The organism is Bacillus cereus group sp. MG16 (assembly GCF_040459875.1).
GTDB lineage: Bacteria > Bacillota > Bacilli > Bacillales > Bacillaceae_G > Bacillus_A > Bacillus_A paranthracis.
In genome coordinates, this window is the sequence record NZ_JARVHE010000001.1 from 4021419 (window position 1) to 4046816 (window position 25398).

A 25398-nucleotide genomic window follows, 5' to 3' on the forward strand; every position below is an offset into this window, starting at 1 on the left:
AGGAGGGGATTTCATGCAACTAGATACTTTTTTTACATCATCTCCATTTCTCTATCGATGAAATTATGCCAAATCATGAAATAGACTGGGAAGATGCACCGCTTCCTTATAAATTATATCGAAACTTACCTATTATCCCTCTCTCTTTAGAAATACCATTATCTTTACCTAACTCTTCTACTACACCTACTTTGAAAGAGATTGGTCATTATCTTTGGTGTTCATTTGGTTTAACCCAGTTATGTCAGCTAAATAGCGAGAAAATTTTATTTCGAAGATCTATCCCTTCCGGCGGCGCTTTGTATCCAAATGAATTGTATATATATTTAAAAATTGACGATTATCCAGACGGCATTTACCATTACGACGCTGCACATCACCGACTTATTTTACTTCGCGAAGGAAATTTCGATTCTTACCTTACAGAAGCACTCGGCAATCGTTGCAACTTACAATCTTGTTTTGGTGCTGCATTCGTATCCACTATGTTTTGGAAAAACTACTTTAAATACAATAACTTTTCGTATCGGCTTCAAGGGTTAGATAGCGGTGTTCTCATCGGCCAATTACTGGAATGTGCCAAACAATTTGGTTACACAAATGGTGTATATTTTCAGTTTCTAGACCGTGCAATCAATCATTTACTCGGACTGTCAGAAGGAGAAGAAAGCGTGTATGCTGTCGTTCCTTTCAGTACAGAACCACAAACGAATTGGTTTCACATTGATTACCGTGAACATAAAACAATTACTTCTCATGAGCTATTACAACAAATTCCGCCTTTAGCACATGAACATTTCGTTCGCTCAAAGCATGTAAATGAGTATCCGATGATAACAAAAATAAATGAAGCTTCTATGATCGAATCGACAGCACAGTTCCAAACACTAGCTCATGAAGAGCACTATCAACATCATACGCACGCTGTACAACTGCCGAAAGTAGAGCGTTTATCTTATGATTTCTTACAACTTTGCCGAAAACGGTATTCCCCTGATGCTGACTTTATTTTAACAAAATGGGATGCAGCCGAGCTCGCTACTTTACTACAAGAAGCGAGTCTCTCCTTCCCTTATTCCAACGACCTTGATGGTCAGTATGTAAATGAAAAAGCGCGCGTCTCATTATATGGATGTTTCTATAACGTAAAAGATATAGAAAACGGCGCTTACACTTATAACAGTAAAACACATTCCATACAACCACTTCGATATGGAGATCTTCGTTATCCTCTTCAATCTAGTATGACGATGGATAACATAAACCTTTTTCAAGTGCCACTTTGCTTGCATGTAATCGGAGAGAAAGATTATTATACAAATGCATTAGGCTATAGAGGATACCGCATTCACCAAATGGAAGCAGGTATACTCGTTCATAAACTCGTTTTTGCAGCGACCGCGATGGGGATGGGCGGGCATCCTTTACTTAGTTTTGATACAAATTCATGTGATCAGCTATACGGGATAGATGCTGGAAATAAAACGTCACTTATTCAAATTCCTGTTGGGGCCAATCGGGCGCGGAATTGGTTAAAAGGGGATTTGCGTATTTAGAAGCACGCCGGCTATCGGCGTGCTTTTTTACTAGATTAATTTAAAGATACTTTTAATTTGTCTTGCAAATAACCAGTTTTTCGTACCGTAGTTATCATTTAAACTATCTAAATTGATAGTTTGTCCGTTAGCAAACTTTAATTCTAACGTTGTATTTTTGTCATTTGTTTTTAAATTACTATTTGTAATGGCATCATACTTTAATTTTTCAATTTCAACATATTTGTCTTTTTCTTGTCCGATCACGACATGGTCTTGGAAGAAGAAAAATACTTCTACTTTCTTACCGAAACAAAATACATTTTTCGTATAAATTAATGTCGCGTTATCAAGTCCAACGCATACTTCTTTCATCTCTTCAACAACGTGTCCAAAGTCTTCTTCCTGTCTTGCGTTTGATTCAGCAATCCATTCTTCGATTGTTTTCATGTTAATTGCCATACTGTGCCCCCTGGTTCGTTCATTGCTTTGTTAAAAAAATAAATACTATATGACAATATAAGCGATACGTACTATGTTTTCAAGGGTGAACGGTATATTCAAAATAAAGTTAAATTTCAAAGTAATATACAAGTAGAATCCATTTCATTATATTTTAAACGTTTGAACGAGGCATTCTTCCTCATCGATTAACTGTATTTTCTCATCAAATTCGATGTTTAGCTCCTTATATACTTTCTTCCAAAAAGAAACTGCTGGTACATTTTTCACAAGTTCGATAACGAAATATTGCCCTCGTTTCTCTTTTAGTACATTCTCAATAACTTGTTTACCGATTCCTTTTCCCTTGAATTGATTCAATATGAAAATATCATGGATACTAAAGTCATGTTCCTTTTTTAAAAATGGACGTTCCAACAGTAATATAAAACCTACAATATCACTATCACTTTTAATAAAATACGGAGTGATTCCGTCATTTCCCCAAAACATATGTAAATCTTCGTATTCAAAAAATCCATTTGCTCCAATCGTTATATTAGGTGTGAACTTAGAGAGGTCATGCAGATATAGCGCGTACAAATTACGTAATATTTCTTTTTCTGATCCTTGAACTGCTTGAAGTACTACAACCATTTTAAAAATCCCCTTCCCTATATGTAACTATTTCCCAATCCTCTTCATTCGACAAAAATGATGTTTCCCCTTTAACGAAAAAAATAGCACTTAAAAAGTGCTATTCTGCTCTCCTTGCCGCTTGCTGAATTGGATCCCAAACGCTGTTATAGGGTGGTGCGTAACTTAAGTCGACATCTTCTAAATCGTGAATGCTCATTTTATTGAAGAGTGCAATTGCGATTACATCAATCCGTTTATCTACACCTTCTTCTCCAATTACTTGTCCACCTAATAATTGTTTCGTGTCAGAACGGTATAGTAATTTCAAGTAAAGTGGTTTCGCATTTGGATAATAGCCCGCCATATTTGTGGAATCTACTTTGACTGTTTTATACGGGATATGTAATCCTTTTGCTTCCTTTTCATTTAAGCCTGTTCTTGCGAGCGTCAAATTCATAAATTTAATAATGCCTGTACCTAACGTACCTTTAAAGGCTCTTCGTTTATCCAGCATATTTAGTCCAGCAAGTCGCCCTTGTTTATTGGCAGTCGTTCCGAGCGGGATATGATCATGAATTTCCTTTATAACGTGGTAATGTGTTGCGCAATCACCAGCTGCATATACGTCTTGCACATTCGTTTGCATATATGCATTTACCTCGATTGCCCCTTTATGATTTGTACGTATATTCGTTCCTTCAAGAAAATCAGTATTCGGCTTCACTCCGACAGATACTAGAACAAGATCCGCTTTATACGTACCTTTATCCGTTTCAACTGCTTCTACTCGTTCATTCCCTTTAAACGCTTTTACATTTTCATTCGTTAAAATTTCAATATGATGTTTATCTGCTTCTTTATGTATATACTCCGCCATATCCGCATCATAAATCGTACCAATATGATCATTTCGCTCAATCATTCTTACTTTTTTACCAAGTTCAACGAATGTTTCTGCCATCTCAAGCCCAATTGCACCGCCGCCAATAATAGTTACATCTTCAACTTTATTCGTTTCTAGCGTTTTTAATATGCGCTCAGCATCTGGGATTGTTTTTAACAGATGAACGCCTTGTAAATCTCGCCCTTCCCATTCTGGCATAACAGGACGTACTCCGGTCGCAATTAATAAACGGTCATACGAAAATTCAAAGACATCTTTCGTCTTCGTATGCTCTGCGTATACCATTTTCTTTTCAGTATCTACTTTCGTTACTTCATGTCGTACTTTCGCATCAATTCCGTATTTATCACGAAACGTCTTTACATTACGCGCGATTAACTTTTCCGTTGAAGCGATAGCACCACTAATGACATATGGTAACCCACACTGCGCGTACGAATAAATTTCACCTTTTTCTAACGTCACAACATTTGCATTTTCATCGTTTCTAACAATTTGCATCGCTGCACTCATACCAGCTGCATCTCCGCCAATAATGACATAGTTCACTTTACCACTCCTTCTTTTTTACATACTCTTTACGTTTTCCATATTTTATCGAAATAACACCTACTTCTATTGTAAAGAAAGAGAATTTCATCTTCAAATTTAGTGCACAAACCTATGCCTAAATAGGTAACTGTCGTGCCTTCTAAACAACATGTTTAATATGCTATAACAGTTACTATTGAAAGTAGGTGAAATATATGTGCGCCGGCCTTCTCGCCCAGCTCCCAGATGAACCGCAAGAACCAAAAGAACCGAAACCCGCCGTCTCACTTGACCAAGAATTTTCCATTAATGCAACAATATATAGCGCTCGTGCTTGGTTATCTAACGATGATACATTTGCGCAAGATATTTGGAAAGCTACCCAATTCGCTTCAGCATCACATGCTGGCAAGTCCATCTTTCCAGTCGGTTCTGTTAAAATTATAAACTTCTCTGATGATACAATTACTGTTATTGCTTCACCAGAATCAGATCATGCGCTCAAAATAGTCGTACCACCCCATTCCGAGGCAGCCCTAACGTCTGGTCCTTTATCACATATACAAGCTAGTACATCAGGAGGATCCAGTAAAGTCACATTTCTCTTTCACATCTTTTTCTCAAGGGATCCTGGTTCAGATAAATAACGATAAAAAGGTACAGTTACGCACTGTACCTTTTTATCGTGTTTATTCTCTTGATTTAATGCGTTCAACATTATAAGATTCAATATCCGTTAGCTTTCCTGTATAATACTTGTTTTCTCTATACCAAGACTGCTTTGAAAAATATGTCCATGCCTTGCGTATATTTCGTTTCTCTCTATTTTCAATTGTTCTTTCGATAAGTATGTTAAGTCCCCACTCGTTAATTTTCGGATATCACTATCAGGAAAGATGAAGCCATTATATACATACTGAGGTTTTGACAAAATTGAACACCGTCTTCAAAATGAGTGCCACACTTTGTACATACATTCATCCACCTTTTCGTTAGAAGCCAGTGAATCCCTGTGTAAAGGTTTGAATTATCGTGCTAATGTAAGACCACAGTACAATGAATGTTGCAATTCCAATTAAAACATTTGCGATAAGAAGTGTATAAATAAGGTCTAATCCGCCGTTATCTAGCTTTACTATAGCGACAATTATACTAATTGACATATACGTTGTAGCCAGCCCTAATAAGATTGGTAAGAAAAAGATTAATAAAAAGCTAAACAGAAAAGAAAGAACTAATATAGCAATAGCTGGCGTCGCTATCGTTCCCCACACACCGAATACTTCAAGAAATGAAAATGAAGATTTCATCATCTTTCCACTTACAAAAATAATAAATCCGACAAATAAAGTTAAAATTAGTAAAAATAAAAAGACCGTTACAGAGTCCCAAAAGAAATTAGGAGTCGTTATATCTGGTGCAAATGTTCTCGTAACAGCAGCTGCTGTGCTCATCATTCTATAAAAAATACATGCTCCTAAAAAACAAATAAGAACAAGACTTACAATTCCATTTCGTACTTCAATCTTGCCGCTTTTCATAATCGCTGTCGGTGCTTTGAAAGCATGTTTAAAAAACTGAAAATATCCACTCGCAAATCGCTTTGCTTGCTCTACCGTTTCATTTGGTCGAGTTTCCTTTGCTAAAGCTACGCGTTCCTGTTGCCCACCTTCACTCGCTACGGCTTCCTCCGTCAACGAATGTCCACAATTCCCGCAAAACTTTGCCTCTGTTGCATTTTCTGTATGACACGCCAGACATTTCATTCTCGCATTCCCCCCTTAAGCAGATACCATATAGGGTGTTACAAATTCAATATATGACTTTGTACATAAAACATGACTACAAGAAAAAGATTCTGAAATCCTCCTTCCGAAAGAAAATATATGTGCTAGCAATCTTGAAAAAAAATGCTATTATGAAACAGAATAAATAATGTTTCTAACAGATTGGATGACTGGCAATGGAATTGGTAAACTCAATTTTTCAAATACTCCTTACAAGCGTAATCCAATTATTTTCTTTAATTGGCGTTATCATTGTAATTGGATTTCTATTAGGCTATTTAGAATCTCTCACGCGCATGTATTGGTCGAGAGCTTTCGGAAGAAAAGGCTTCCTTTTAACAGCTTGGATCGGTGTTCCGATTCACGAACTTGGACATGCCATTATGTGTGTACTATTTCGTCATAAAATTGTAGCAACGCAGTTTTTCCCAACAGATACAAGTCAGGGCGCTTTAGGCTACGTACAACATCAATACAATCATAAAAGTGTATATCAACGAATTGGAAACTTCTTTATCGGCATCGGGCCTATTATTTCTGGTATTACCGCACTAATCCTTTTAATGCGCTATTTCGTACCAAATTCATATTTTTTATTTCATACAACTCTCGAAAAAACAATCACTTCTACTTCTATTAATGTAGAAATAGTTCAAAACATGCTCTTGTCGACGTTCGTATTATTGAAAAGTTTATTTACAATAAATAATGTATTGAATCCTTCCTTTTGGCTATTTTTATTTATCGCCATTTGTATTTCTGCCCATATCGCTTTAAGCAAACCAGATATTAAAGGATCAATAGACGGTGTTATCGTCATGTTTATCGTGTTATTTTTATTCAACATCATAGCGGGATTGTTTCAGTATGATAGCAACCAACTAATTGGAAAAGTGATGAAGTATAATATGTACCTCATTGCGTTTTCTAGCGTAGCACTATTGTTCTCTTGTATTTCTACACTTGTTAGTTTTGGGTTTTGTAAAATAAGAGGAGGGCGTTCTTTTTGAACGCCCTCTTCTTCTCAATTATTCCTCTTATAATCACAATGCTCAACCGGAACACGAGCATGTCCCTCTTCATCGGTACACCATGACTGTGATTGGAAGGCAAGAAAGATACCAATCCATTTTTCTTCCTTTTCAAAATGAATGAGTATTCCTCCGTCTTGCCATATACCATTATCACCTTTCCATTTCTCTACATTTCCTTGATTCATGTGAATATCATGTATTCCGTTTCCTGGTTCGAAATGAAAGTAAGAATCGGGTGTATTTTCTTCTGGTCCCCATCTTTCACCAAACGCGTAAACAATTGCTTTTTCTTCTATTGCTTGTTTTATATAACGTTCTATTTTTTCATTTAAATCATTATCCACTCCTGCTTTTTCAGCAGGTAAAGGAATCATTTGCTTGGAATCAAATAAATTACCTCTTACGTAGTCTAAAGCTACTTTCGGTTCATTGTTTTTTATTTCTGTAAAACCAAATGGTAATGTTGGTAAAATATGAATCGCTTCTGACCGAATATTTTCACTCGCAAAATATAACACTTCTGACGGATAACTTTGCGACTTTACGTTAATTGCAATGCGATAATCTACTTCTGCTTCACCTTGTAAATGAACTTGATAATGAGGAGTTTTCCCTTTTCCGATTTTAGATTGTATAACTGTACCTTTTAACACGCCGTAGTTTTTTAGGGGCATACATTTCATCTCCTATTCATTTAGTAGAAGCTATTCATGTTTAAAACATTATCCACTCATAACAAAAATCCTCCTATGTCAGGAGGATTTTTAATTTCTCAACATATACCAAACAACAACCTCTACCACTATAAGCAACACCGCACCAAAAATCATTAACGTCGCCTTCTTTAATAGTTCATTTTCACGATACGGAATGTTACATAAATACGCACCTAGTGTAATCCGTGACGGGCAAGCGATCGTCGCTACTGATGATGCGGTGTTTTGCAGTGTTGTGACGTATTGCCACGGGAGTGCTACATTTTGCGCCGTTTGCATTTGTAGTTTTATGAACATCGCATTTGAGCCTGCATTACTACCTGTTAAAAAGCCACCGATACCACCGATAAACGGAGCAACGAAAACGAAAAATGTTCCAAATGTTTCACCAGCCGTTTTTGCAAGTAATGAATGCATGCCAGATGCACCCATTAGTTCTGAAATGGCGATAAACATTGTCGTCGTAATAGCGAACGGAATCCATTGTTTTATCGTTTGTGAGAGTGATTGTTTCATAATATGAGTCGGAATACGGAAGAAAATAATCGTAAATAAGCAAGTCATACCGAGCCAAAATCCTGGTGAATACAGCATTTCTAATTTGTAAGAGAATGATTTTAGATCAAGGACGGCATATGATCTGAATACATCATGCAATGCTGGTACGAGGCGAGAAAGTAAAATACAAACGGTTAAGAATATATAAGGGCTAATAATTTTTATAATAGATACTTCTCTTTCCGTCGCCGCAGCATGTTCTGTCATTAGATTTTGATCACTTTTTCCTTTTAATTTAATGATAAGAAAGCCAAATGTAATGGTAACGATGGAACTTAGTATACCTGCTAGTTCAACACTTACGTACGCGTTAGAAAGATAGATTCCGAGAGAAAATAATAGAAAGAAACCGAATCCTTCCTTCCACTTTTCAATAACCGCCTGCCAGCCGCCAACAACGTGTAAAGAAAGAATGACGAAATAAGCGAACATCGGCATACTTAATAGCGCTGTATTTGTACCGAGTGTTGTAAGCGGCATATTGATAAGTTGCGAACCGATAATCGTACCAGTTGCCATTGCCCCCCATGAACTAGCTAGTAAGCCGATAAACGAGAGCAGTACAGCTTGGAACGGTTTATAACCTAATGAAAGAAAAATAGGCGCTGCAACCATGAAGCCAATTCCGAATCCACTTACCGATTCAATTAGTGGGCAAATACCAAAGCACATAAGAAGCATTTGTAATAAACGATCTTGCGTCACTTCTTCTAAAAAACGCGCTACTTGGTCGATGTACCCCATTTTGTTCATGAGGTGAAATAAAAAAATACCGAAAAATAAAACGTACCCGACAATAAAACAAATTAACCATCCTTTAATCGTTGCGTGCACAGTTTCACTTATCCCTAATTGAAACATTGGCGAGAGTAAAACGATTCCAACAGACACAGCATAAGAAATTAACGAGGACCTTAATGACGTTTGTTTAAATAAAAATAAACAAATGAAAATCATCATAATTGGGATAAGTGCCAACAATATGGCCATGTTATCATCTCTTTTCGTTTAAAATACAATTTTTAACTATTATATAACAGATATGATTTTTTTCAATTGTTTTTGCAACAGATACAAAAAAGGGAACCGAACGGCTCCTTTTTTAATCACTCCCATTTTCTATTATCCTGAAAAACTGTCTGCTGTCCGACCATTTTATCTAACAGAACAAACACAATATAAGCACATATGACTTGCAATACAACATTCCCAAATTTCATGAATTCAAATGAATGGATCCATCGGAATAATTCATTTAACAATACAATCGAAACGATACTAAATAATTCTATACTAATCGAAAATATACATATTTCTAAAATAGATTGCTCTTGAATGCGATTTAAGTTGGAAAAGATGAATACATATCCTAAAAATAGAGCCATCAACTCTATTTTCGTCATGCTAATGAGCCAAGCGTATAGTGGTACAGTTAAGAGAAGATATAGTAGTTTACGTCTTAGCATGCTTTCTCACCCTCTAAATTATATGTATTTTCTGTATATTTTAACATTTATTACGGAAAACAAAAAGAAGAGACTTATGCCTCTTCTTTTTGTTTTGTTGCCTGTATGAATTCACATATTTCTTCTCGTTTTTCATTTTCTAACAGTTCAATAATTTTACTTCCAACGACAACCCCGTCACATATTGTAATCATTTCTTCTACATGTTCCTTCGTTGAAATACCGAACCCTGCCACTACCGGTAAATGCGTATGTGATTTTACTTTTTCTAAGTAACTATGAATCTCCTCTTTAAAATTTTGAAGTACGCCTGTTACGCCCGCTACTGTAACGGCGTAGACGAACCCTTCTGATTCACTCGTAATTTTCTCAATTCGCTCAATTGGGCTTGTAACGGTAACGAGTGGGATTAAAGCGATATTTGCAGTTCGGAGAAGCGGTGCAATAATGTCTTGTTCTTCATACGGTAAATCTGGAACGATAATACCATCCACCCCTGCTTCTATACAATTTTCGATGAATTGTTCTTTTCCGAATGCGAGTACTGGATTTAAATATGTCATAAGTACAAACGGAATTTGTACTTCTTTCCTTGCCTCTACTAATGCTTGAAAAATGCCTTTTACTGTTACACCGCTATCTAGTGCTCGTTTCCCTGCTCTTTGAATCGTTGGGCCATCTGCGACTGGATCTGAAAACGGGATACCAATTTCAACGATGCTTGCTCCTGCTTCATCTAGAAAACGAATTCTTTCTTTTAACTTTTCAAGGCCACCATCTCCGCCCATTACGTACGGAATAAATGCTTTCTTACCATTTTCAAATGCTGCTTTAATTCTTTCTACTCCCATTGTTTACACCTCTTCCATATAACGTTTTATACTCTCTACATCTTTATCACCACGGCCGGATAAACAAATGACAAGTCCTTCGTCTTCCTTCATTTGCGGCGCTAATTTCAATGCGTATGCGACAGCATGCGAGCTTTCTAACGCTGGGATAATCCCTTCTTTTTTCGTTAATAATTGAAACGCTTCTAACGCCTCCTCATCAGTAATGGAATGATAAGAAACGCGGCCAATATCTTTGAGCAAGCTATGTTCTGGCCCAACACCAGGGTAATCGAGTCCCGCCGAAATAGAGTGAGCTTCTTGAATTTGTCCTTCTTCATTTTGCAGAAGATACATCATCGATCCGTGGAGAACGCCAACGCTTCCTTTCGTTAAAGTAGCTGCATGCTGTTCTGTATGAATTCCTTTTCCAGCTGCTTCTACGCCGTAAAGAGCAACTTCTTCATCGTGTACGAACGGATAAAACATTCCCATCGCATTACTACCACCGCCAATACAAGCAACAACTGCTTCTGGTAACTTTCCTTCTAACGCCTCATATTGTTTTTTCGTTTCATTTCCAATTATACTTTGGAAATCACGGACAATTTGCGGGAATGGATGTGGTCCGAGAACAGATCCCATAATGTAGTGCGTATCATGCACGTGTGAAACCCAGTAACGAAGTGCCTCGTTTACCGCATCTTTTAATGTACCGCTACCTGCCGCTACACTTTCTACTTTCGCTCCGAGTAATTCCATTCGGAACACATTTAATTTTTGACGTCTTACATCTTCTTCTCCCATAAAAATGACGCATTCTAATCCGAGTAGAGCACATACAGTAGCTGTTGCAACTCCGTGTTGTCCAGCTCCTGTTTCAGCGACAACTTTTTTCTTGCCCATTCGCACTGCAAGTAGTGCCTGACCGATTGTATTGTTAATTTTATGAGCTCCTGTATGGTTCAAATCTTCACGTTTTAAATAAATCTTTGCACCACCGCAATACTCCGTCATATTCTCAGCGAAATAAAGCGGTGTTTCTCTTCCGACATACGTTTTTAAATAATGATTTAATTCCTTTTGAAATGCTTCATCTTGCATCGCTTCTTTATATGCTTCTTCTAGTTCTAATACAGATTGCATTAACGTTTCTGGAACGTATCGTCCTCCGTATATACCGTAGTGACCTTTTTCATCTGGATATGCGTAGTTCATTTAGAACACTCCTTCGCTTTTATAATAAATTGTTTTATTTTCTCTACATCTTTCTTTCCTTCTGTCTCTACTCCGCTGCTCACATCGACCATATATGGCCGAACAGTTCGAATTGCTTCTTCTATATTAAGAGCATTTAATCCACCAGCTAATATCGTTTTCTCTCGCAACTCTTTTGACATATGTGCGAGTAGTTCCCATGAAAATTTCTTTCCATTTCCTCCGTGAAACCTTTCTTTTGGGCTATCAAACAATATATAATCCGTTTTATATGCTTGAGCATTTTTCATATCAATCTCTGAAGTTACTCCGAGCGCTTTTATAGACGGAATATTCAATCTTCTAATCTGATGATTATCTTCGTCCCCATGTAGTTGCACATGTGTTAACCCGCAATTCTCTGTAATTTTCTGAATCACTTCTACTGATTCATTTACGAAAACACCGATTTTTAACACGTTGGCTGGAAGCTCCATAATAATTTCTTTGGCTTGCTCTGGGGTAATTTTTCGTTTACTTTCTGCAAAAACAAATCCGAGTGCATCTGCTCCGTATTCGCAAGCACGTTTTGCTGTTTCCATATCAGTGATGCCGCAAATTTTCACTTTCATATATTCACCTTACAATCTTCAAAAAAGGTACGAATAGAAGATACTGTCATAAGTGCTTCCCCAACTAATACACCTTTTGCTCCTGCTTTTTTAACACGAATAATATCCTCTTTTGAATGAATCCCGCTTTCGCTAATCCAAAGTAATTTCTCCTCATTCAATCGTTTTCCAAGCTTTTCTGTTTGACTTAAATCGACTTCGAATGTTTTTAAATTACGGTTGTTAATACCGATAACGTGCGGATTTAATTGAATTGCAATTTCTAATTCCTGTTCATCATGAACTTCAACAATCGCTTCTAACCCTTTTTCTAGTACGTAGCTATACAACTCTTTTAATTTCTCTTTCGTTAACGCCGCTACGATTAGTAAAATAATATCTGCACCAGCTTCATACGCTCTATCAATTTGAATCTTATCGATTATGAAATCTTTACATAAAAGCGGAATGCTACTTTCTTCTCTTGCCGTTTGTAAATCATAAAATGATCCTTTAAAAAATTGACCGTCTGTTAAAACAGAAACTGCACCAGCGCCGCATTCTTCATATGTCTTCACTTGTTTTCGTACATCAACATGTAAATTAATATCTCCTTTTGATGGTGATGCTCGCTTTACTTCTGCAATGACAGTAAATTGCTCTAGAGCCTTTACAAGTGAGCGCGTTTTTCTTTTTTCTTTTACTGGTGTATATGTTTCATATAATGCCGCAACTTCCTTTTTCTTTTGGTCTACAATTTTGTCTAAAATCGTCCCCACTTTAGTTCACCCTTTCTAATTTTTCGTTGCTTGCTGCAATTAATAAGTTTAATTTGGCTAATGCTTTTCCAGAGTCAATGCTATGTGCCGCGAGTTTAATTCCTTCTTCAATCGTTTCCGTTTTTCCATTTGCGAAAAGAGCTAGACCTGCATTTAATAAAACTGTATCGCGATAAACACTCTTTTCTCCGCTTAATACTCCGAGTGTAATCTTTGCATTTTCTTTCGAACTTCCGCCTCTAATCTCTTCATTTTTCACTATTGAGAAACCGTATTTCTCGGGTTTAATACTCGTTTCTACTATTTCATTTTCTTTTAAAATGACAACATGATTTTCTCCTTGCAATGATGCTTCATCTAAAAAACCACTTCCGTTTACGACAAGTGCTTGTTTTCTTCCTAGCTTCTGTAGTACTTGCGCAACTGGTAGTAACATATCTCGTTTATAAATGCCGACAAATTGTGTTTCTAAATTCACCGGATTTGTTAAAGGACCAATTAAGTTAAAGATTGTCGGCACGTTTAACTCTTTTCTTATTTTCATAATGCGTCTTAGTGCTGGATGCATCGCTGGTGCAAATAAGAATGCAATGCCCACATGCTCTAATAAATAATCAATTTCGTTTGGCGTACTGCTAATATTTACACCGAGTTCTTCTAATAAATCTGCACTTCCTGTTTTACTAGAAACAGCACGATTACCATGTTTTGCAACCTTTACGCCAGCTCCTGCCAGTACAAATGCTGACGTTGTGCTAATATTAAACGTTTGGGCACCGTCACCACCTGTCCCGCAATTGTCCATCGCGCCTTGTATATGATTCGAAAACGGTAATGCCTTTTCGCGAAGAGCTCGAACGAGACCGTATATTTCTTCTGCCGTTTCACCTTTCGCTTTCAGTAATACTAGGAAAGCTGCAATTTCACTTTCCAATGTGTTTTCATTTAATAAAAGAAGCCCCGCTTTATACATTTCCTCTTCTGTTAAATGTTGTCCCTCCACCAATTTACGAAGATAGTTATTCATACTCTTTCCTCCTCTTTCACTTCGCCTAAAAAGGCACGTATTAACTTTCCGCCTTCTTCTGTCGCGATTGATTCCGGATGAAACTGTAATCCGAAGAGCGGATAATAATTGTGACGAACTGCCATTATTTCTCCATCGTCCATCGCTGTCGCTAATATGTCAAAACACTGTGGCAAGCTCGTTTGTGCTGCAACAAGAGAATGGTAGCGCATCGCTGTTAGCGGCTGCGTCACATATGAAAAGATTGACGTTCCGTTATGTTTCACACGCGATGTTTTTCCGTGTTTAATGCGCTCTGCTCTTACAATCTCTCCTCCAAACGCTGATATAATTGCTTGATGACCAAGGCAAATACCTAATATGGGAACGTTCTTATAAAAATGATGAATCACTTCAATACAAATGCCAGCATCCTCTGGTTTTCCTGGTCCTGGTGAAAGCACAATTCCTTTCGGCTTCATTTCTTCTAATTGTTCTATCGTTATTTGATCATTTCTTACGACAACAATCTCTTCTTCGTATTCGCCTAATAGTTGATACAAGTTATATGTGAATGAATCATAATTATCGATCAGTACAATCATTTCATTACCTCCAAAAGCGCTCTCGCTTTATTTAACGTTTCTTCATATTCAGCAACTGGGTCTGAATCGTAGACGATACCCGCTCCTGCCTGAACGTATGCTTTTTCATCCTTTACAACCATTGTTCGAATGGCGAGCGCCATATCAAGACTCCCTGAAAAACTAACGTATCCAACTGCACCGGCGTACACATTTCTTTTTTCATTCTCTAGCTCATTTATAATTTCCATCGCTCTAATTTTCGGAGCACCTGATACCGTCCCCGCTGGTAAGCAATACGCTAATGCATCAAATCCGCTCATCCGTTTTCGCAATGTTCCGTAAACTTCAGATACAATGTGCATAACATGAGAATATTTTTCTACTTTCATATATTTATCTATCGTAACTGAGCCGATTTCACTCACCCTACCAATATCATTTCGCCCAAGATCTACAAGCATCATATGCTCCGCTCGCTCTTTCTCATTTTCTAACAGTTCTTTTTCAATCTCCGTATCTTCCTCCTTCGTTTTCCCTCTCGGTCTCGTACCGGCAATTGGATTCGTCATCACTTTATCCTCCCTTACCGATAACAAACTTTCTGGCGAAGAACCGAGTACAACATAATCTTGAAAATCGATATAAAACATATATGGTGATGGATTGGCAATTCGAAGTTTTCGATATAACGCGAATGGATCTCCAATACATTCGCTTTGCAAACGCTGAGATAATACAACTTGGAATATGTCCCCGGCCCCGATGTGTTCTTTCGCCGTTTCTACCATCACGCAAAATTCTCTTTCCGTTATAGAAGAAGTGAATGATAATGTTGATCTTATTTCAGCTACTTCCGCCTCTTCTCCCTGTAGCACTTCCTCTTTGTATACTTGCAGCCTTTCGTATACTTCTTCATAATCTGCTGCATCATCTTCCCTGCATACATATACAAACGACAACTTTTGGCGTAAATGATCGTAAACGATAAACTCACGATATAGTAAAAGGTGTACTTCTGGAATATTCAATGGATCATATAAATCTGCTCCAATGTTTTCATATTGCCGAATGACGTCATAGCCAATATATCCAACTGCTCCCCCGCAAAATGGAAATGGACTATCTACTTGAGCTGACGCGATCACTTCTTCTAACACTTGTAGTACGTTACTTTGCAACTTTTCTGACCTGCCGTAAATGGTTCGTTCCACTTCTGTACCAGCACTTTTCACTTCACCATATGGATTACAACCTAAGTAAGAATAGCGCCCTTTATCTTGATGAAGCTGTGAGCTTTCTAATAAAAATTTCTTCTTCCCTTTCATACGTCTATATAAAGAAATTGGCGTAATGCTATCTCCTTCTTCTTCAGTGATTACTAAAAATGTCTTTCTCTCTCTTTTTTGTTTTATAAATTCTTCTTTCGTCATCATGTCCTTCACCTCGCCCTGAAAAATAAAAAAGTCCTCTACATATCGAAAATATGTAGAGGACGATAAATTTACCGTGGTACCACCTCATGTTGGATGCAAAAGCATCCCGCTTTATTCAGGTACAAAATATATACCTTATCCTTGTAACGGCGGAACCCGGGTTGCCTACTGAAAATAATTGTTCAGCATACCTCTCGTAAGCCCATTCTGTATATGGCACCGCACCAGGCTCCCACCTATTCCCGGCTCTCTGTAACGTCTCCAATATACGTACTCTTCTTACTTAAACGATTTCATTTATTTAATTTTTTATACACAAAAAAGGAGTACTCATCCTATAGAAAGGACGGGTACTCCCGTGGTGCCACCTTAATTCGTTACGAACGTAACGCACTTTACCGTATCAAAAACAATACGTGTCTCTTGTATCGATGAGATCATGTCGCCAAAGCCTACTTCTTTCGTTTCGGTTTGGAAGCTCCGAAGCCCATTCCACATCAATTCCATACTGATTCGCACCAACCATCAGCTCTCTGACATGTTCATCATGTGTACTCTTCTTCATCAACGCTTGCATTTTTTTAAGTTGCACTCATTATAGACCTAACTTTTTTCACAAGTCAATACTTTTTAAAAAATTTTATTTTTCTCTCCTTTCAATATTATATTGACAAAACAACCTCTTTTTATGTAAATATAATAAATACTCTATTAAAAATAAGGTTTTTTGTATGAATATTATATACTAAAAAAGTAAAATGACATCAAAAAAACGCTTACATTTCTGAAAATTCGTATTTCTGTATGGATTTTTCAGAATAATCATGATAGATTATAAAGTGAAACTTTAATCAGTGGGGATTTTGTTCATCCCCCACTGATTATTAGTTGAACCAATCGGGCATTTACGGGCAGTTGATCTCCCACCTAACTTCCTTGCCCAGCCGATTTTAAGGTGGGAGTTTTACTGCCCGTTAATGCGGGATAAATATGCATAACGCATCAAAAGACATGACAAAAGGAAGGGGAACTACATGAGTACGCAGATGTTAACTTTAACTTCTATCTCTATTTACATGCTCGGGATGTTAGTGATTGGCTATTTCGCCTATAAGCGAACGTCCAACTTAACAGATTATATGCTTGGCGGGCGTACACTAGGCCCCGCAGTAACAGCATTAAGTGCTGGAGCATCCGATATGAGTGGTTGGCTTTTAATGGGGTTACCCGGTGCAATGTTTAGCGTTGGATTAAGTAGTAGTTGGATTGCGATCGGCCTAACACTAGGCGCATACGCAAACTGGCTATATGTCGCTCCTCGCTTACGTACCTACTCTGAAATTGCAAACAACTCTATTACTATCCCAGAATTTTTGGAACACCGTTTCCACGACAAATCCCATATGCTACGCTTAGTATCTGGACTTGTTATTATGATTTTCTTTACTTTTTATGTAGCTTCAGGACTCGTTTCAGGTGCTGTATTATTTGAAAATTCATTTGGTATGAACTACCATGTTGGATTATTCATTGTAGCTGGCGTTGTTGTTGCTTACACATTATTTGGTGGTTTCTTAGCAGTAAGTTGGACAGACTTCGTGCAAGGAATCATTATGGTAATTGCTCTTATTCTTGTTCCTACTGTTACAATTATGAATGTAAATGGACTTGGTCCAGCATTTAGCACAATTAAATCAATTGATCCAACATTATTAGACATTTTTAAAGGCACTTCTGTATTAGGTATTATTTCATTATTCTCATGGGGCCTTGGTTATGTTGGACAACCACATATTATCGTACGATTTATGGCAATTTCTTCTGTAAAAGAAATTAAAAGTGCAAGACGAATTGGTATGAGCTGGATGATTTTCTCTGTTGTTGGAGCTATGTTTACTGGTCTTATCGGTATTGCATACTACTCAGACAAAGGATTAAAGCTATCCAATCCAGAGACGATTTTCCTTGAACTGGGAAAAATTTTATTCCACCCGCTTATTACTGGATTTTTATTAGCCGCTATTTTAGCAGCAATTATGAGTACAATTTCATCTCAGTTACTCGTTACTTCTAGTGCCATAACTGAAGACTTATATCGTACTTTCTTTAAACGTTCTGCTTCTGATAAAGAGCTTGTATTTGTCGGCCGTATGGCTGTACTTGTTATTGCATTAGTTGGATGTGTATTAGCGTTTAAACAAAATGATACGATTTTAGCTCTTGTTGGATACGCTTGGGCTGGATTTGGCTCTTCATTCGGACCTGCTATTTTATTAAGCTTATACTGGAAACGTATGACGAAGTGGGGCGCACTTGCTGGTATGATTTCTGGTGCCGCTACTGTTATTATATGGACGCAATTCAAATTCTTAAAAGAATTCTTATATGAAATGATTCCTGGTTTCACTATTAGTTTACTAGTAATCGTAATTGTTAGTTTACTAACACAGCCTTCAAAAGAAACTACAGAGCAATTTGAGAATTTCGAAAAACAACATAGTGATAATTTATAAAGGAAAAGCTCTGCTGTTATCGTATCAGCAGAGCTTTCTTTTTTCTCAAAGTTCGACAATCTTCTGCTCGAATTTAACAATTTCTTTATGTTTCATTAAATTAAACGTAACACTACTCCTTTATAGTAGTACTATCAGCACTTATACAGAAAGGGGACTCCAACATGTTAGCAGCTTTCCAGCAACAACAAACACGAAAATTTTCACCTATCACCAATACTTCTGCGTCTTGTTTGAACATACAACCTAATCCACCTAAAATTTCAATCGCTCCTTCTGTTATTTCAGTCATCGGTGTTCATATGGAAAAAAATAAGTTGAAAATAAGAACTGGCCAAAGCACTGAGTTGTCCGCCACTGTTTTGCCAGTACAAGCAACCAATAACGAACTTATTTGGACAAATATGAATGCTGATGTTATCACACTGTATCCAAAAGGTGATACAGTAACGATTACTGGAAAAAGTGCAGGTAGAGCAGTCGTAATTGTTACAACTGCTGAAGGTAAGTTCAGGGACCTATGTATCATTCATGTACAACCTTATATGACAAACCCAAAGTAAAAGAGTGGCTATGAAGCCACTCTTTTACTTTATTTCAATGTGTGGATTTTTACTTGTAACGAGATTGATAAATTGCTCTTTATCTTTAGGAGAAATAATTTCTGTTTGATGTGTATCGTAAAAAATTTCAAGTCGATCAAGTGACAATGCATAGGCTGCTATTGAATTTTTCGTATTTGAAATTTGTTTTATATCTCGTATCAATATGCGCTTTTTCACGAAACCGGATCTAATAGTAATTGTTTCTTCTCCAACAATATATTTTGTTGAAAACCAACTCCACATCAATAAGATAGATAATGGGATTGTGAAAAACAAAAGAAAATATTCCCTTCCTGCAAATATTGGAGCAAAACACGCTCCAATGATAACGAAAAAAATCGGATATAACCAGGCATCTTTTTTTGATAGAAACTCCATTTCCCTCCCCCTTCTACGCCCGTATTTCTATAAAACAAAAAGAGAAGTATCACAACTTCTCTTTTCTCTCTTAACATTATAATTCCTGTGTATAAACAGGCTCGTTTACGACATTTTTTGCTGTTCTTTTTTGTTGCTGCAATAAGAAAACAGATACACCAAACAATACGAGTATGCTACCGATCATTTGCATAGCATTTAATCTTTCCCCAAGTAAGAAGAACGCTAGTATTGATGCTCCAACTGGTTCCCCTAAAATACTCATCGAAATTGTTGTTGCATTTACGTAGTTTAATAGCCAGTTATTAATGACGTGTGACACTGTCGGCACGACCGCAAGTAAAAGAAAAATGGTCCAATCCCACTTTGTATAACCTGTAAAAGGCACTTGCAATACTATATTATAAATCCCCATAAAAATACCGGCGAATGCAAAGACTGTAAAGCTGTAAATCCAGTGTGATACTTTCTTTACTGTCGTTTGGCCGATAAATAAATAACCGACAACTGCTATTACACTTAAAAAGGATAATATATCGCCATAAATTGCTTGTTCACTTAGTCCTAAATCTCCCCAACCAATACACACTACACCTAATATCGCAATTCCCATTGTCGCAATGGCTGAGTATGTTGTTCTTTCTTTAAATAAGAAAAAACCTCCAACTAAAGATACGATTGGTTGAAGCGCTAAAATAATCGTCGAACTCGCAACTGTTGTATGCTTTAAAGATTCAAACCATAAAAGAAAATGAAGTGCTAAAAAGAAACCAGATCCAATTAAAAATCCCCAATCTTTTATTTGAATCTTACTAAACTCTTCCCGTTTTTTCCAAACGATAGGCAGCATAAGAAGTACGATAATCCATAATCGATACATACTTAATATGGAAGATGGTGCCGAGGACATCTTTACAAAAACTGCTGCGAATGAAATGGCTATAATGGAAATAGCTAATGGTAGCGCGATTGACCTTTCTTGTTTCAAATTCCGTCTCCCCTCTCACCTGTCAAAAATCCCACTTCATTATATCCGTTTTCTTCCCTAACTTAAATACTAATTTTTTAGATTCTTCGTACCATTATGGTAAAATAGAAACGAAAGCACCTATTAGTGAATATTTCTTTCTTTTTCACTACAAGCGTCGCTCTTACAATTATTACAGTAAATTTTTATTTAGGGGGATCTACATGAATCAAACAATTGGGAGAATTGAAGAGATTTCATTTTATAGTGCATCACTTCAAGAAGATGTTACACTTCTCGTTTACTTACCGGTAAATTACACACCGCTGCACAAACATACAGTGGTCATTGCACAAGATGGCAGAGATTATTTTCAGCTTGGTAAAGCACACCGTGTAATTGAGCACCTTCGTGAAACTGAAGAAATTGACCGTACAATTATTGTCGGTATTCCATATAAAAATGTACACGATCGTAAAGAAAAATATTTCCCAAACGAAGTAAAAAACGCTGCTTATATTCGTTTCCTTGCTCATGAACTTGCGCCATATATCGATGAAAATTATCCAACGTACCAAATGGGAAAAGGTCGCGTGTTAATTGGTGACTCTCTTGGCGGAACAGTTTCCTTTATGACCGCACTTATGTATCCGCATACATTCGGTAAAGTTGTTATGCAATCACCATTTGTGGATGAAACAGTGATGAATTTAGCGAAAGAATTCAAAAATCCGGAGGCGCTAGAACTTTACCACGTCATTGGAACAGAAGAAACAGCTGTAAAGCGCACGGATGGACAAGTATCTGATTTCGTAGGGCCGAACCGTGAGCTTAATACGCTTCTAATAGATAGAAATTTCATCACGCATTACGAGGAGTTTGAAGGTAATCATACGTGGAAATATTGGCAAACTGATTTACCGAAAGCTTTCTCTCATATGCTATCAATGAAATAATAGAGAGCAGTATTCAGAATAATTTGATATAATAGATTAAGAGAGTTATTTTCTCAAAATCTAACTAGACTTACAAAGGGAGGAATTGGAACATGAAATTAGGCATTGTAATTTTTCCATCTAAAATGATTCAAGATAAAGCGAACGGATTGCGTAAACGTTATGATCCGCACTACGCATTAGTTCCGCCACATATTACATTGAAAACACCCTTTGAGACGCAAGATGAACAATTAGAATCGATTGTAAACGAGTTACATACAATCGCAAGTAAAACGAACCCTTTCACCCTTCATGTTGGAAAAGTTGGTTCATTCGCACCTGTTAATAATGTTATTTATTTTAAAGTAGAAAAAACACCTGAACTTACTTTCTTAAATGAGGAAATGCATAGCGGATTCTTTACACAAGAACGCGAATACGCTTTTGTACCTCATTTAACAATTGGACAAGGCTTATCAGATGCAGAGCATGCTGATGTACTAGGTCGATTACGTATGAAAGATTTCTATTACGAACAACCAATTGACCGCTTCCACCTTCTATATCAATTAGAAAACGGAACATGGACTGTACACGAAACATTCCGCCTTGGAAAGGGGAACAACTAATTTGCATGCACAGATCGTACAAACGGACGAACAACTAAGAGATGCATTCTCTGTACGTAAGCAAGTATTTGTGAAGGAACAGCAAGTTTCTGCCGAAGAAGAGTATGATGAGTTTGAAGAAACTTCCATACACGTTGTTATATATGATAATGATGTTCCCGTTGGTGCTGGGCGTTTTCGCACCATTGATGGAATAGGAAAAATGGAACGCATTTGCGTACTAGCTTCCCATCGAAAAAAAGGCATCGGAAAAATTGTTATGAATGCACTTGAAGCATATGCGAAGGAAAACTCGCTACCAAAATTGAAGCTGCATGCTCAAACACATGCTGAAGATTTCTATAAGAAACTTGGATATGTAACGAATTCTGATGTATTTATGGAAGCAAATATTCCTCACATCGTTATGATAAAAGAATTGTAATTTGAAAACAGGAGGTATCCCCTCCTGTTTTTTACATTGCTATTTTCTTTTTCTTCCGCTAAAGTTAAATGTTGATGCTATAGTTTTGAAGGTGAATATATGACACAAGAAAAATTTTCACAAAAATCATTAACGCACGCTGATATTCCACGTGCAACATATCATATTCCAAAAACATCTACCCATTTAATTATGGAAGAAGATGCAGATGCGGCGTATTTCCGCGCTCTCGAACAGCAAAATGTATTTTTAAATGAAAAACAATTAGAAGCCGTACGAACGACAGAAGGCCCTGTTCTTACACTGGCTGGTGCCGGAAGCGGGAAAACATCTGTTTTAACAACTCGCGTCGGTTATTTAGTAAATGTAAAACAAGTTCATCCGCGAAATATTTTATTACTTACATTTACACAAAAAGCGGCTGAAGAAATCCGAAATCGTGTAGCGAATTTACCGGGTATGAATCATGCTGCAAGTAGCTACGTTGTTGCTGGTACATTCCACTCTGTCTTTTTAAAATTGCTTCGTAGTCAAGGATATAATCAGCAAATTTTAGCAAACGAAAAACATAAACAAATTATGATAAAGAAAATTTTAAAAGAATTGCGTTTAAAAGACGATTATGATGCTGAAACGATGCTCGCGATGATTTCACTTGAGAAAAACAAATTAAATCGTCCGAAAGATGTAAAAGCAAAAACACCCGTTGAACAAGAATTTAAAGAAGTATACGAGCGTTTTGAAGAAGTGAAACAACGATATAATTATATTGATTTCGATGACATCTTATTAGAAACATATTATATGTTAGAAAATAACGCTCCTTTGCTTACCCAATTACAACAACGTTTCCACTATATTGAAGTAGATGAGTTCCAAGATACATCGTATGCTCAATATGAAATTGTAAAATTGTTAGCTTCGCCAAGAAATAATTTATTTATCGCAGGTGATGACGATCAAGCTATATACGGCTGGCGAGGAGCAAGTCACCAAATTATTTTATCTTTTCCAAAAGAATTTGATAACACTACGATTATCGCCCTTAATACGAATTATCGATCCAATCCTTTTATTGTCGGACTTGGAAATGAAGTTATCAAACTAAATCAAGAACGGTTTGATAAAGAGCTATATTCTGTTCGTGAAGAAGGTGTACAACCTTTTTATGCAAGACCGGCTACGACTCTTGATGAAGCAAATCAAATTTTGCAGCTCATTCAAGAAAAAGTAGATAGTGGTGAACGAAATTATAAAGATTTTTGTTTGCTGTATCGCACACATTCTGTAAGCCGTTCGTTACTTGATCAGCTTACCATTCATAAAATCCCGTTTATTAAGCACGGTGCGAGTCAGTCATTTTATGAACATTCTTTAATTAAGCCTGTATTGGATCATTTACGACTAGTAATTGAACCATTTCGATTAGAATCACTTTCAAACATATTACCAACGATGTATATCGGGCGTGATGATTGTATTTCATTTATTGAACGTGAACAATGGAAATATGGTGAAGGCCGTTTCCCTTCTCTTCTTCATTTCTTATTATTAAATCCGAACTTAAAACCTTTTCAAGTGAAAAAGGTAAATGAGCGTATCGATTTTATTAAATTTATAAAAGAATTAGAACCGAAAAAAGCATTAAAAGAAATTATTCATGGTAAAGGAAAGTATTTAGAGTACTTACAAAGTAACGATCGTTCTTCCTTTACGATGCATAAAGATATACAAGAAGAAATGTTAGAAGAATTAATGGAGTCAGCAAATCGTTTCACCGACATTCCAGCTTATTTACAATTTATTGATGAAGCCATTCAAGGGCAAAAAGAAATGGAAGCATTAAAAACAATGCCGCAAAAAGATGCTGTTTCGCTTATGTCTATTCATAACGCAAAAGGCCTTGAATTTCCATGTGTCTTTTTACTCGGAGCGAGCGATGGTATTCTGCCTCATACTTCTTCTTTAAAAGATGCAAACGATCGTGTTACAGAGACTTCTGAAGCTTTAGAAGAAGAACGCCGACTACTTTATGTCGCAATTACACGTGCGAAAGAAGAATTGTACATTTCCTCTCCGCAATTTTTTAGAGGAAAAAAATTAGATATATCTCGCTTTTTGTATACTGTGCGAAAAGATTTACCTGAAAAGACATCCACGAAATAAGGATGTCTTTTTTTTATATTGCATTATGTACATCCCTCCTATATAAATTCCCTGTTTTCATCATGATAATTAACGTAATATCAACCATATCTCATTCATATTGTAATAGTGTATGTCAGAACTCACGAGAAGGAGTGAACATAATGAGCTGCAATTGTAACGAAGACCATCATCATCATCACGATTGTGATTTCAACTGTGTATCAAATGTCGTTCGTTTTATACATGAATTACAAGAATGTGCAACGACAACATGCGGATCTGGTTGCGAGGTTCCATTTTTAGGAGCACATAATAGCGCATCCGTAGCAAATACGCGTCCTTTTATTTTATACACAAAAGCTGGAGCACCTTTTGAAGCATTTGCACCTTCTGCAAGCCTTACTAGCTGCCGCTCTCCAATTTTCCGTGTCGAGAGTATAGATGATGATGATTGTGCTGTATTGCGTGTATTAAGTGTCGTATTAGGTGATACCTCTCCTGTACCACCTACTGACGATCCAATCTGTACATTTTTAGCTGTACCAAATGCAAGATTAATATCGACTAACACTTGTATTACTGTTGATTTAAGTTGCTTCTGCGCTATTCAATGCTTACGTGATGTTACGATTTAAAACTAAATAATGAGTTAAGCATGGATTGGGTGGCAGAATTATCTGCCACCCAATCCATGCTTAAAGAGTATTATTATGTAAATTTCTTAAAATTGGGAACTTGTCTA

The 25398-nt window shown here is 36.9% G+C and carries 25 protein-coding genes, 2 pseudogenes and 2 other annotated features; of the genes and pseudogenes, 10 read left to right on the forward strand and 17 right to left on the reverse strand.

What is annotated here, in order from left to right; all coding sequences use genetic code 11:
- Positions 1-13 precede the first annotated feature (13 nt).
- A pseudogene (locus tag QCI73_RS20885) lies at positions 14-1556 on the forward strand (SagB family peptide dehydrogenase).
- A 30-nt stretch (positions 1557-1586) separates the two neighbouring features.
- Here the strand turns inward: QCI73_RS20885 and QCI73_RS20890 are convergent.
- From QCI73_RS20890 to QCI73_RS20900, 3 genes are all read right to left on the reverse strand, one after another.
- Positions 1587-1997 carry a DUF3908 family protein gene (locus tag QCI73_RS20890; protein WP_353823662.1) on the reverse strand — a complete coding sequence of 137 codons (411 nt, stop codon included), beginning with the start codon at positions 1995-1997 and terminating at the stop codon, positions 1587-1589.
- 147 nt (positions 1998-2144) lie between these two features.
- Positions 2145-2633 carry a GNAT family N-acetyltransferase gene (locus QCI73_RS20895; RefSeq protein ID WP_353823663.1) on the reverse strand — a complete coding sequence of 163 codons (489 nt, stop codon included), beginning with the start codon at positions 2631-2633 and terminating at the stop codon, positions 2145-2147.
- Between the two features lie 100 nt (positions 2634-2733).
- A complete protein-coding gene (locus tag QCI73_RS20900) occupies positions 2734-4068 on the reverse strand; it encodes a CoA-disulfide reductase (protein ID WP_353823664.1) in 1335 nt (444 codons plus the stop codon).
- 197 nt (positions 4069-4265) lie between these two features.
- Here QCI73_RS20900 and QCI73_RS20905 point away from each other — a divergent pair, with 197 nt between their 5' ends.
- Positions 4266-4697, forward strand: a complete 432-nt coding sequence (locus tag QCI73_RS20905; protein WP_000332405.1) for a hypothetical protein — start codon at positions 4266-4268, stop codon at positions 4695-4697.
- Between the two features lie 42 nt (positions 4698-4739).
- Here the strand turns inward: QCI73_RS20905 and QCI73_RS20910 are convergent.
- A pseudogene (locus QCI73_RS20910) lies at positions 4740-4966 on the reverse strand (YARHG domain-containing protein); the annotation flags it as partial.
- 76 nt (positions 4967-5042) lie between these two features.
- Complete coding sequence (locus QCI73_RS20915) at positions 5043-5816, reverse strand: zinc ribbon domain-containing protein (protein WP_353823665.1); 774 nt, start codon at positions 5814-5816, stop codon at positions 5043-5045.
- 197 nt (positions 5817-6013) lie between these two features.
- Here QCI73_RS20915 and QCI73_RS20920 point away from each other — a divergent pair, with 197 nt between their 5' ends.
- The gene (locus QCI73_RS20920) at positions 6014-6847 is read left to right on the forward strand and encodes a hypothetical protein (protein ID WP_327923531.1); all 834 of its coding nucleotides are present in this window, start codon (positions 6014-6016) and stop codon (positions 6845-6847) included.
- Positions 6848-6861: 14 nt separating this feature from the next.
- On the opposite strand, the gene QCI73_RS20925 is transcribed toward QCI73_RS20920, so the two are convergent.
- From QCI73_RS20925 to trpE, 10 genes are all read right to left on the reverse strand, one after another.
- On the reverse strand, positions 6862-7545 hold the full coding sequence (locus tag QCI73_RS20925) for a DUF2278 family protein (RefSeq protein ID WP_353823666.1): 684 nt from the start codon (positions 7543-7545) through the stop codon (positions 6862-6864).
- A 90-nt stretch (positions 7546-7635) separates the two neighbouring features.
- Positions 7636-9135: an L-lactate permease gene (locus QCI73_RS20930; protein ID WP_353823667.1), complete on the reverse strand. Its 1500-nt coding sequence runs from the start codon at positions 9133-9135 to the stop codon at positions 7636-7638.
- Positions 9136-9251: 116 nt separating this feature from the next.
- Positions 9252-9611: a DUF4029 domain-containing protein gene (locus QCI73_RS20935; RefSeq protein ID WP_262725141.1), complete on the reverse strand. Its 360-nt coding sequence runs from the start codon at positions 9609-9611 to the stop codon at positions 9252-9254.
- Between the two features lie 74 nt (positions 9612-9685).
- Positions 9686-10462, reverse strand: coding sequence for a tryptophan synthase subunit alpha (gene trpA, locus QCI73_RS20940; RefSeq protein WP_353823668.1), 777 nt, complete (start codon positions 10460-10462; stop codon positions 9686-9688).
- A gap of 3 nt (positions 10463-10465) precedes the next feature.
- A complete protein-coding gene (trpB, locus tag QCI73_RS20945) occupies positions 10466-11659 on the reverse strand; it encodes a tryptophan synthase subunit beta (protein ID WP_353823669.1) in 1194 nt (397 codons plus the stop codon).
- Positions 11656-12270, reverse strand: a complete 615-nt coding sequence (locus QCI73_RS20950; RefSeq protein ID WP_262725138.1) for a phosphoribosylanthranilate isomerase — start codon at positions 12268-12270, stop codon at positions 11656-11658. Before QCI73_RS20950 ends, trpB begins: the two co-directional genes overlap by 4 nt.
- Positions 12267-13028 carry an indole-3-glycerol phosphate synthase TrpC gene (trpC, locus tag QCI73_RS20955; protein ID WP_353823670.1) on the reverse strand — a complete coding sequence of 254 codons (762 nt, stop codon included), beginning with the start codon at positions 13026-13028 and terminating at the stop codon, positions 12267-12269. The genes QCI73_RS20950 and trpC overlap by 4 nt, the downstream gene beginning before the upstream one ends.
- 1 nt (position 13029) lies before the next feature.
- Positions 13030-14055: an anthranilate phosphoribosyltransferase gene (trpD, locus tag QCI73_RS20960; RefSeq protein ID WP_327923525.1), complete on the reverse strand. Its 1026-nt coding sequence runs from the start codon at positions 14053-14055 to the stop codon at positions 13030-13032.
- A complete protein-coding gene (locus tag QCI73_RS20965) occupies positions 14052-14639 on the reverse strand; it encodes an aminodeoxychorismate/anthranilate synthase component II (protein WP_000636343.1) in 588 nt (195 codons plus the stop codon). Before QCI73_RS20965 ends, trpD begins: the two co-directional genes overlap by 4 nt.
- Positions 14636-16054: an anthranilate synthase component I gene (trpE, locus tag QCI73_RS20970; RefSeq protein WP_353823671.1), complete on the reverse strand. Its 1419-nt coding sequence runs from the start codon at positions 16052-16054 to the stop codon at positions 14636-14638. The genes QCI73_RS20965 and trpE overlap by 4 nt, the downstream gene beginning before the upstream one ends.
- A 52-nt stretch (positions 16055-16106) precedes the next feature.
- Positions 16107-16351: a binding site (T-box leader), on the reverse strand.
- Between the two features lie 42 nt (positions 16352-16393).
- Positions 16394-16631, reverse strand: a binding site (T-box leader).
- Between the two features lie 457 nt (positions 16632-17088).
- On the opposite strand from trpE, the gene putP reads away from it, so the two are divergent.
- Complete coding sequence (gene putP, locus QCI73_RS20975) at positions 17089-18567, forward strand: sodium/proline symporter PutP (protein WP_353823672.1); 1479 nt, start codon at positions 17089-17091, stop codon at positions 18565-18567.
- A 164-nt stretch (positions 18568-18731) separates the two neighbouring features.
- Positions 18732-19130, forward strand: coding sequence for an Ig-like domain-containing protein (locus QCI73_RS20980; protein WP_000878719.1), 399 nt, complete (start codon positions 18732-18734; stop codon positions 19128-19130).
- A gap of 24 nt (positions 19131-19154) precedes the next feature.
- Here QCI73_RS20980 and QCI73_RS20985 read toward each other — a convergent pair whose 3' ends face one another.
- Together QCI73_RS20985 and QCI73_RS20990 are read right to left on the reverse strand one after the other, a co-directional pair.
- A complete protein-coding gene (locus tag QCI73_RS20985; protein ID WP_353823673.1) occupies positions 19155-19550 on the reverse strand; it encodes a PH domain-containing protein in 396 nt (131 codons plus the stop codon).
- A 76-nt stretch (positions 19551-19626) separates the two neighbouring features.
- Positions 19627-20538 (reverse strand): DMT family transporter, encoded by a 912-nt coding sequence (locus QCI73_RS20990; protein WP_044792734.1) that lies wholly within the window; start codon positions 20536-20538, stop codon positions 19627-19629.
- A gap of 203 nt (positions 20539-20741) precedes the next feature.
- On the opposite strand from QCI73_RS20990, the gene QCI73_RS20995 reads away from it, so the two are divergent.
- The 5 genes from QCI73_RS20995 (at position 20742) to cotY (ending at position 25291) form a co-directional block, all read left to right on the forward strand.
- Complete coding sequence (locus QCI73_RS20995; protein WP_353823674.1) at positions 20742-21473, forward strand: alpha/beta hydrolase; 732 nt, start codon at positions 20742-20744, stop codon at positions 21471-21473.
- 92 nt (positions 21474-21565) lie between these two features.
- Entirely contained in the window at positions 21566-22084 is a 519-nt protein-coding gene (locus tag QCI73_RS21000; RefSeq protein WP_000765876.1) for a YjcG family protein, read from the forward strand.
- 1 nt (position 22085) lies between these two features.
- Positions 22086-22508 carry a GNAT family N-acetyltransferase gene (locus QCI73_RS21005; RefSeq protein ID WP_000543279.1) on the forward strand — a complete coding sequence of 141 codons (423 nt, stop codon included), beginning with the start codon at positions 22086-22088 and terminating at the stop codon, positions 22506-22508.
- 99 nt (positions 22509-22607) lie between these two features.
- Positions 22608-24674, forward strand: coding sequence for an ATP-dependent helicase (locus QCI73_RS21010; protein ID WP_000191172.1), 2067 nt, complete (start codon positions 22608-22610; stop codon positions 24672-24674).
- 143 nt (positions 24675-24817) lie between these two features.
- Positions 24818-25291, forward strand: a complete 474-nt coding sequence (gene cotY, locus QCI73_RS21015; RefSeq protein ID WP_262725130.1) for a spore coat protein CotY — start codon at positions 24818-24820, stop codon at positions 25289-25291.
- Positions 25292-25398: the final 107 nt, after the last annotated feature.

Bases quoted from the DNA above. Each gene is read 5' to 3' on its own strand.
- QCI73_RS20890 (WP_353823662.1), bottom strand. From the start codon at position 1,997: ATGGCAATTAACATGAAAACAATCGAAGAATGGATTGCTGAATCAAAC.
- QCI73_RS20895 (WP_353823663.1), bottom strand. From the start codon at position 2,633: ATGGTTGTAGTACTTCAAGCAGTTCAAGGATCAGAAAAAGAAATATTA.
- QCI73_RS20905 (WP_000332405.1), top strand. From the start codon at position 4,266: ATGTGCGCCGGCCTTCTCGCCCAGCTCCCAGATGAACCGCAAGAACCA.
- QCI73_RS20915 (WP_353823665.1), bottom strand. From the start codon at position 5,816: ATGAAATGTCTGGCGTGTCATACAGAAAATGCAACAGAGGCAAAGTTT.
- QCI73_RS20920 (WP_327923531.1), top strand. From the start codon at position 6,014: ATGGAATTGGTAAACTCAATTTTTCAAATACTCCTTACAAGCGTAATC.
- QCI73_RS20925 (WP_353823666.1), bottom strand. From the start codon at position 7,545: ATGCCCCTAAAAAACTACGGCGTGTTAAAAGGTACAGTTATACAATCT.
- QCI73_RS20930 (WP_353823667.1), bottom strand. From the start codon at position 9,135: ATGGCCATATTGTTGGCACTTATCCCAATTATGATGATTTTCATTTGT.
- QCI73_RS20935 (WP_262725141.1), bottom strand. From the start codon at position 9,611: ATGCTAAGACGTAAACTACTATATCTTCTCTTAACTGTACCACTATAC.
- trpA (WP_353823668.1), bottom strand. From the start codon at position 10,462: ATGGGAGTAGAAAGAATTAAAGCAGCATTTGAAAATGGTAAGAAAGCA.
- trpB (WP_353823669.1), bottom strand. From the start codon at position 11,659: ATGAACTACGCATATCCAGATGAAAAAGGTCACTACGGTATATACGGA.
- QCI73_RS20950 (WP_262725138.1), bottom strand. From the start codon at position 12,270: ATGAAAGTGAAAATTTGCGGCATCACTGATATGGAAACAGCAAAACGT.
- trpD (WP_327923525.1), bottom strand. From the start codon at position 14,055: ATGAATAACTATCTTCGTAAATTGGTGGAGGGACAACATTTAACAGAA.
- QCI73_RS20965 (WP_000636343.1), bottom strand. From the start codon at position 14,639: ATGATTGTACTGATCGATAATTATGATTCATTCACATATAACTTGTAT.
- trpE (WP_353823671.1), bottom strand. From the start codon at position 16,054: ATGATGACGAAAGAAGAATTTATAAAACAAAAAAGAGAGAGAAAGACA.
- putP (WP_353823672.1), top strand. From the start codon at position 17,089: ATGAGTACGCAGATGTTAACTTTAACTTCTATCTCTATTTACATGCTC.
- QCI73_RS20980 (WP_000878719.1), top strand. From the start codon at position 18,732: ATGTTAGCAGCTTTCCAGCAACAACAAACACGAAAATTTTCACCTATC.
- QCI73_RS20985 (WP_353823673.1), bottom strand. From the start codon at position 19,550: ATGGAGTTTCTATCAAAAAAAGATGCCTGGTTATATCCGATTTTTTTC.
- QCI73_RS20995 (WP_353823674.1), top strand. From the start codon at position 20,742: ATGAATCAAACAATTGGGAGAATTGAAGAGATTTCATTTTATAGTGCA.
- QCI73_RS21000 (WP_000765876.1), top strand. From the start codon at position 21,566: ATGAAATTAGGCATTGTAATTTTTCCATCTAAAATGATTCAAGATAAA.
- QCI73_RS21010 (WP_000191172.1), top strand. From the start codon at position 22,608: ATGACACAAGAAAAATTTTCACAAAAATCATTAACGCACGCTGATATT.
- cotY (WP_262725130.1), top strand. From the start codon at position 24,818: ATGAGCTGCAATTGTAACGAAGACCATCATCATCATCACGATTGTGAT.